Origin of the sequence: Arthrobacter sp. GCM10027362 (assembly GCF_042679445.1) — a bacterium.
Taxonomy (GTDB): Bacteria; Actinomycetota; Actinomycetes; order Actinomycetales; family Micrococcaceae; genus Crystallibacter.
Map to the genome: position 1 here is coordinate 22071 of NZ_JBHTML010000029.1, position 7056 is coordinate 29126.

The 7056-nt window shown below is 67.4% G+C and carries 5 protein-coding genes and 1 pseudogene; all 6 read left to right on the forward strand.

Features of this window, described 5'->3' with window-relative positions:
- The first annotated feature begins 29 nt into the window (after positions 1 to 29).
- Positions 30 to 1277, forward strand: a complete 1248-nt coding sequence (locus ACFQ36_RS06980; RefSeq protein ID WP_377011982.1) for an amidohydrolase — start codon at positions 30 to 32, stop codon at positions 1275 to 1277.
- A gap of 895 nt (positions 1278 to 2172) precedes the next feature.
- Entirely contained in the window at positions 2173 to 3273 is a 1101-nt protein-coding gene (locus tag ACFQ36_RS06985; RefSeq protein WP_377011992.1) for a calcium:proton antiporter, read from the forward strand.
- A gap of 1120 nt (positions 3274 to 4393) precedes the next feature.
- On the forward strand, positions 4394 to 4993 hold the full coding sequence (gene hxlB, locus ACFQ36_RS06990; protein ID WP_377011984.1) for a 6-phospho-3-hexuloisomerase: 600 nt from the start codon (positions 4394 to 4396) through the stop codon (positions 4991 to 4993).
- A gap of 79 nt (positions 4994 to 5072) precedes the next feature.
- Positions 5073 to 5696, forward strand: a complete 624-nt coding sequence (hxlA, locus tag ACFQ36_RS06995; protein ID WP_377011986.1) for a 3-hexulose-6-phosphate synthase — start codon at positions 5073 to 5075, stop codon at positions 5694 to 5696.
- Positions 5697 to 5861: 165 nt separating this feature from the next.
- Positions 5862 to 6107 carry a hypothetical protein gene (locus ACFQ36_RS07000; RefSeq protein WP_377011988.1) on the forward strand — a complete coding sequence of 82 codons (246 nt, stop codon included), beginning with the start codon at positions 5862 to 5864 and terminating at the stop codon, positions 6105 to 6107.
- A gap of 359 nt (positions 6108 to 6466) precedes the next feature.
- A pseudogene (locus ACFQ36_RS07005) lies at positions 6467 to 7056 on the forward strand (glucose-6-phosphate dehydrogenase); the annotation flags it as partial.

Sequence of the window (7056 nt, forward strand, 5' to 3'; positions counted from 1 at the left end):
GCCTCCAAAAGATCCACGAAAGGTCTCCCATGACACAGGCTGCCGCCACCGTCACCCTCGCGCCCGGAATCAAGGTCTCCCCCGGCTTCGTCGCCGAGCACGTCGAGATGTACAAGGCGCTCCACCGCGCACCCGAGCTCTCGTCCCACGAGCACAAGACCGCCGCGGCCATCGAGGCGCGTCTCGACGAGCTCGGCATCGAGCACTTCCGCAGCGGCGGGACCGGTGTCGTCGGCCTCCTGCGCAACGGTGAGGGGCCGGTCATCGGCTTCCGCGCCGACACCGACGGCCTGCCGATCGCCGAGGAGACAGGGCTCGACTACGCGAGCACCGCGACGGGGACGCTCCCGGACGGCAGCACAGCCCCGACCATGCATGGCTGCGGCCACGACACCCACATCACCAACGCACTCGCCGCCGCCGCATACCTGACGGCGAACCGCGAGGCCTGGGCCGGAACGGTCGTCCTCCTCTTCCAGCCCGCAGAGGAGACCGCGGCCGGGGCCAAGGCCATGGTCGACGACGGGCTATGGGACCGCGCGCCCCGCCCGGAGGTGATCCTGGCCCAGCACGTCATGCCCCAGCCCTCCGGCACGTTCACGCTCCGCACCGGGCATATGGCGAGCCTTGCCGACTCGTGGCGCATCACAGTCCGCGGACGCCAGGCGCACGGCTCCCAGCCGGAGAAGTCGATCGATCCGATCATCGCGGCCGCGGCGATGGTCCTGCGCCTGCAGACCATCGTTTCGCGCGAACTTCCGCCCACGACACCGGCCGTGGTCACGGTCGGGACCTTCCACGCGGGCCTGAAGGAGAACATCATCCCGGAGACCGCCGAGTTCAGCCTCAACGTCCGTACGCCGGATGAGGAGACCCGCGCAAAGGTCCTCAGTGCGATCCGCCGGATCATCAACGCCGAGGCCGCCGCGTCCGGAATCGGCGAACCGGCAATTGTAGAGATCTCCCGTTTCCCCCGCCTCTTCAACGATGCCGAACACACAGAGCGAGTGGCGGCTGCGTTCCGCGAGGCATTCGGCCAGGAGTCGATCATCAACGAGCCGCTCGGCATGGGCTCGGAGGACGCCGGCTGGCTCGCCGACGCGATCGGCGTCCCCATGGTCTTCTGGGCCTTCGGCGCATTCCCGGCCGCGGAGTTCGAGGACGGGAAGTCTCCCGCGGGCAACCACCACCCGGCTTTCGCTCCGGACCCCGAGGCCGCCCTCGTACACGGCACGGCCGCCGCGCTCAGCGCGATACTCTCCTACGTGGGCCGTTGAGCCACCTGCCGTGAAAACCTCGGGCCCGCCCGCGCCCTTGCCCTGGGCGCCACGGCCTAGGATCACCAGCCCGCCGCCGACCGGTGACGCATACCGGCCGGCCCGGTCGGACACTCTTTCTGTCTACCCCCGTCCGCCGAATAAAGAACCACCGCTTTTCCCTACGGTGCGGGTCTGAGCCAGACCTCGGATCAGCAGCGCTGGAACCGGCCTGACATAGTGACCCCTGTTCCGGGCCGGCAGCCCCCATCTGCCCGCCCGCCAAACCCGTCGCGGGGGCCCCGGCCACTTCCCCCTTTTCTACAGCGTTCACTTACAGCGTTCACGCCGCTGCGGCCGGGGCCCTTCCCCACCCCGCAGCGCAGGGCATTGTTGCCGGACGCATCTATGTGCCGGCTGTGAAGGACCTTCCAAGTCCCTGAAAAGCCTTGCGGCCGGCGTCTTTGCCCGGAAACACTGGAGGCACCTGCCGGGGCCCTGCCTTCCGGTACCCGGCAGGCGGCGGAGGGGACCGGGCCGCACCTGACTCCCCTGGCCCGGCCTCCCTCCGCCGCAACCTCTGCCACTGCCACTGCCACTGCCACTGCCACCCTGAGGCTCCAGGCGGGGGCCGGCGGGTGTCGTACCGTCAGGACAGGACCGCGGAGAGGGTGCGGGTGGAGACCGGTTCCCAGCCGTCTGTGCCGGTCAGTGGCCGACCGGTCAGGCGCGTACCCGGGCCCTGCCTGTCATCCCAGCGCACCGAGGCCAGCGGGCGGCGGCTCAGCCCGGGCAGCCGGCCGGTTCCGCGGTGCGTGCCTGATCCCGGGGCCGGGTCTCCATTCGCCCGTTTGGGGCCGGTTGGGCTGTTTCCCCGGGGATGACCATCATCAAGGTTCCCGGGGATAATGGCCCCATGGTTACCGGCAAGCGTGCCTGGGTGCTGTCGTGGGTGGTTCTCGTCCCGGTGCTGGCGGTCGCGGTGCTGGTCATCCTGTGGGGCCGGAGCCTGGGCCCGGTGGCGGTATCAATTGCAGCCGTCCTGCTCGCCGGTACCGTCCTGGCGGCGGTGCACCACGCCGAGGTGGTCGCGCACCGGGTCGGCGAGCCGTTCGGGTCGCTGGTGCTGGCGGTGGCGGTGACGGTCATCGAGGTCGCGCTGATCGTGACCCTGATGATCTCCGGCGGGCCCGAGACGGCCTCGCTGGCGCGCGACACCGTGTTTGCCGCCGTGATGATTACCGCCAACGGCATCATGGGTATCTCGCTGCTGCTCGGTGCGCTGCGCTACCGGTTGGCGGTGTTCAACCCCGAGGGCACCGGTGCCGCGCTGGCCACCGTGGTCACGCTGGCCACGGTGTGCCTGGTGCTCCCGTCCTTCACCACCAGCCGTCCCGGCCCGCAGTTCTCCCCCGCCCAGCTGGCCTTCGCCGCGGTGGCCTCCCTGGTGCTGTACGCGATGTTCGTGTCCACGCAGACGGTGCGCCACCGCGACTTCTTCCTCCCTGTCACCTCCGCCGGTGCTGTCCTTGGCGAGGATGAGCACGCCGCCCCGCCCACCGGCCGGCAGACAGTCGCCAGCCTGGCGCTGCTGCTGGTGGCACTGGTGGCGGTGGTGGGGCTGGCGAAGGTGGAGTCCCCCGTCATCGAGGCAGGAGTCGAGGCCGCCGGCTTCCCGCCCTCGTTCGTCGGGGTCGTGATCGCGCTGCTGGTCCTGGCGCCCGAGACCCTGGCCGCCGTGCGCGCCGCCGGCCGCAACCGGGTCCAGATCAGCCTTAATCTGGCCCTGGGCTCGGCGATGGCCAGCATCGGGCTGACCATCCCGGCGATCGCGCTGGCCTCGATCTGGCTTCAGGGGCCGCTGCTGCTCGGCCTGGGCGCCACCCAGATGGTACTGCTGGCCCTCACCGCCGTCGTGGGCGTGCTCACCGTGATCCCCGGCCGGGCCACCCGGCTGCAGGGAGGCGTCCATCTCCTCCTGCTCGCCGCCTTCATTTTTCTCGCCATCAACCCATGAACCGACGCGGACGCACCTTCGCCCCGGAACCTCCGGTTCCCTCCCCACAAAAGCAAGGCCGCCTTCCCCGCACTGCCTCCTGCAGGATCCCCACCGTTGGCGCCGCAGGAAATCTCCCCGAAGAACCACTTGGCATAGTCGGGGCTATCGGCCGCTCGGAGAGACCGGTTTGCCAGGCCGGTTGCGGCCCGGTCCGCATCCGCACCATGGCCCCAGCCGGCCCTGCGCCGCGGCAACCCTGCCCCTGCCCCTGCCCGAAGGTAACCCCGGCGAGGAACTGCAACGCCCCTACTGCGGAACGTGGCGCGTGCACCTGACGCGAGGCCATCCGGCGGAAACTGTAAGGCTGCCGGAGGTTGCCCAACCTTTGGCTGGTTTTGCTCCCTGCCGTGAGCATCAGCTCCGGTCTTTCCCGTGGGCCGGAAACAGGGGACGTACGACGACCTGGGTAATTCTGTCGGCAATCGCATCGGTCCTCTCGATTTCCGGCAAGGACCGACATATCTGCGACTGGAATGAGGTCGACGAGGCCAAAAGTCTGCGCTCCGAAAATGGGCTACAGGTCGGGTCACTCCTAACCAGGCCGGGCAAAATTTAAACGACTTGGCCCGTTTTTTAGCGTCTATGCAAATAAATCCTTCAATGCTCCGGCTTTCAGCCGGCTGGCCACCGTCCTCCGGACGGGGACTCAGGGAGGGGCCCCTCCTCGTCACGCATGTCCTGTCCATGGGCCAGGCGTTGGACGCTTTTTCGGCGGCCAAAGATTCTGCCACGAGCGGCAAGGTCCTGGGATTCCCGGACGCCTGAATTAACTGGGGGACGGTCAGCGGCAACGCTTCACCCGGCCTACCGGTAAATGTCGAAAACCGACGGCGAGATTCTGGCGCAGACCCCCGTCGGCGAAACCGGACCTTGCGGGTTTCACACGCTTCGCCGCATCCTGCAGCTACGCGCATCCCGACGATCTACCGGGGCGGTACGCCCACCCACCCGAAAGTGTGGTCAGAACCGTCAAAAAACAGTATTACCCCTGCCCGTGTGCTTCGGGAGTATGGATACCAACCAGCAAGCATCCCTTCGGCCGTTACAGGCCGAGGACCGAACCGAAAGGGGACAAATCGTGAATCCGACAGCAAACGCGACGCGTACCGCGCCCAGCAGCACAGGTGACATTGTCCGCAATCTGTCCCTCGTCAAGGACGAGATCGCGGACGCCGCGGCCAAAATCGACGAACAGCAGGTGGCCGACCTGGCACGCCAGCTCAGCGAGCCGGGCCGGGTGTTCGTCGCCGGTGCCGGCCGCAGCGGTCTGGTGTTGAGGATGGCCGCGATGCGGCTGATGCACCTGGGCATGACCGTCCACGTCGCCGGTGACACCACCACTCCCGCGATCGGTTCCGGCGACCTGCTCCTGGTGGCCTCCGGATCGGGAACGACCTCGGGAGTGGTCAAGGCAGCGGAAACAGCAGTGAAGGCCGGAGCGCGTATTGCCGCGTTCACCACCAACCCGGATTCGCCGCTCGCCGGACTCGCCGACGCGCTGGTGATCATTCCCGCCGCCCAGAAGACCGACCACGGCTCCAGCGTCTCCCGCCAGTACGCCGGGTCCCTCTTCGAACAGGTACTTTTCCTCGCCACCGAGGCCATCTTCCAGTCGCTGTGGGACAACACCGATGAACCGGCCGAACAGCTCTGGCTCAGGCACGCCAACCTCGAGTAACCGAGGCCTCCACTTTCCACACCCACCGCAGTTCCCTACAGAGTTCCCTACAAAAATCCCTACAGAAGGAAACAACATCATGAAACTCCAGGTAGCCATGGACCTCCTGACCGTCGAAGACGCCCTCGAACTGGCCGGCCAGGTCGCCGAATACGTCGACATCCTCGAACTCGGCACCCCCCTGATCAAGGCCGCCGGGCTCTCCGCCGTCACCGCCGTCAAGGAAGCCCACCCGGACAAGATCGTTTTCGCTGACATGAAGACCATGGACGCCGGGGAACTCGAAGCCGACATCGCCTTCAAGGCCGGCGCCGACCTGATCACCGTGCTTGGCACCGCCGACGACTCCACCATCGCCGGTGCCGTCAAGGCAGCCAAGGCCCACAACAAGGGCATCGTCGTCGACCTCATCGGCGTGGAAGACAAGGTCACCCGCGCCAAGGAAGCCCGCGCGCTGGGTGCGAAGTTCGTAGAGATGCACGCCGGCCTGGACGAGCAGGCCAAGCCCGGCTTCGACCTGAACGGGCTGCTCCGTGCCGGTGCAGAAGCCCGGGTTCCGTTCTCCGTGGCAGGCGGCGTGAAGCTGAGCACCATCGGCGCCGTCCAGCAGGCCGGTGCCGACGTCGCCGTTGTCGGTGGCTCCATCTATAGCGCAGCCGACCCGGCCCTGGCCGCCAAGGAACTGCGCGACGCCATCGCCTAGGCCTCCGATTAACGGTGGCGTCCCGCACCCTTCAAAGCCGCGGGACGCCACCTCCGGGGTCCGGCCCCTGCCACTACAGCGGGCCGGCGGTAGTGGAATTTCCTGCCTGGGCCCCGGCGGAGAGGGGCCACCGCGGGCAGTACCGGTCCGCTGGAGGAATAAGACATGAATCAACAAACACTGGAACCGTCCAGGGGAAACCGCCAAATCCCCGGCCGGCAGCTTGTCCGGGAGTGGACTTCCCTTCAGCACGGGGACTGCGTTGAAGTCTGGTCCCCCGATTCGTTCCTCTACGCAGCGTATGTGGATGACCGCTCCGACGACGACCAGCTGATATGGGTCATCGAGAATCGCACAGGCTGCCGCCGTCTGTTTGTTCGTGATGATCCCGTCACGCTGTATTCGATCTAAGGCACAGCACACCCCAACGATGAGGGGTTGGCACATTGGGGGACCCTGATCCCCGGGGAAGGAAGCTGTTCATCATGCCTAGTCAGGCCACCGAGCCTTTGGAAGTCCTCGTTAACGACCCTACTCGGCTTTATGAGTTGCTCAACGATGCAGAGACCATGCTCCGGCAGGTAGCGATGACCCAACGGTCTGCCGGCATCCTGGTCACCCGTCATGATCCTCGCCGGTACACGCTCGCGCTCAGCGACACGGTTCCCTTTGGGGAGACCCACGAGCGGATCCTCTCGTGTCCCTCCGCCGGCGGCCGCACTGCCCGTCGGCCGGCGGCCGCACTGCGTGTCGAAAGTTAGAAGGCAACAATGTCTGTTACTTACGTTGATGCGAGTGTGAGGTCCTGGCTTAATCCGCTCCGGGATCCGCGCGACCGCCGCCTGTCCCGGGTGGCGGGCCCGTCGTCCATGGTCCTGTTCGGCGTCACCGGGGACCTCTCGCGCAAGAAGCTCATGCCGGCGGTGTACGACCTGGCCAACCGCGGCCTGCTGCCGCCGAGCTTCGCCCTGGTCGGCTTCGCCCGGCGCCGCTGGGAGGACGAGGACTTCGCCGCCGAGGTGAAGGCCTCGGTCATGCAGTACGCCCGCACCCCGTTCCGCGAGGAGGTGTGGGAGCGGCTCTCCGAGGGGATCCGCTTCGTGCAGGGCGAGTTCGGCGACGATAAGGCCTTCGCCCAGCTCAAGCAGACCGTGGACGAGCTGGATGCCAAGCGCGGCACGCAGGGCAACCACGCCTTCTACCTGTCCATCCCGCCCAAGGCCTTCGAGCAGGTCTGCCGGCAGCTGAGCCGCCACGGCCTGGCGCAGGCCGACGGGGACAAGTGGCGCCGGGTGGTGATCGAAAAACCCTTCGGGCACGACCTGGCCAGCGCCCGGGAACTGAATGCCGTCGTCGAGTC

What these genes read in the sequence shown, in the direction of transcription:
- ACFQ36_RS06980 (WP_377011982.1), top strand. Translation starts at nt 30, where the DNA reads ATGACACAGGCTGCCGCCACCGTCACCCTCGCGCCCGGAATCAAGGTC.
- ACFQ36_RS06985 (WP_377011992.1), top strand. Translation starts at nt 2,173, where the DNA reads ATGGTTACCGGCAAGCGTGCCTGGGTGCTGTCGTGGGTGGTTCTCGTC.
- hxlA (WP_377011986.1), top strand. Translation starts at nt 5,073, where the DNA reads ATGAAACTCCAGGTAGCCATGGACCTCCTGACCGTCGAAGACGCCCTC.
- ACFQ36_RS07000 (WP_377011988.1), top strand. Translation starts at nt 5,862, where the DNA reads ATGAATCAACAAACACTGGAACCGTCCAGGGGAAACCGCCAAATCCCC.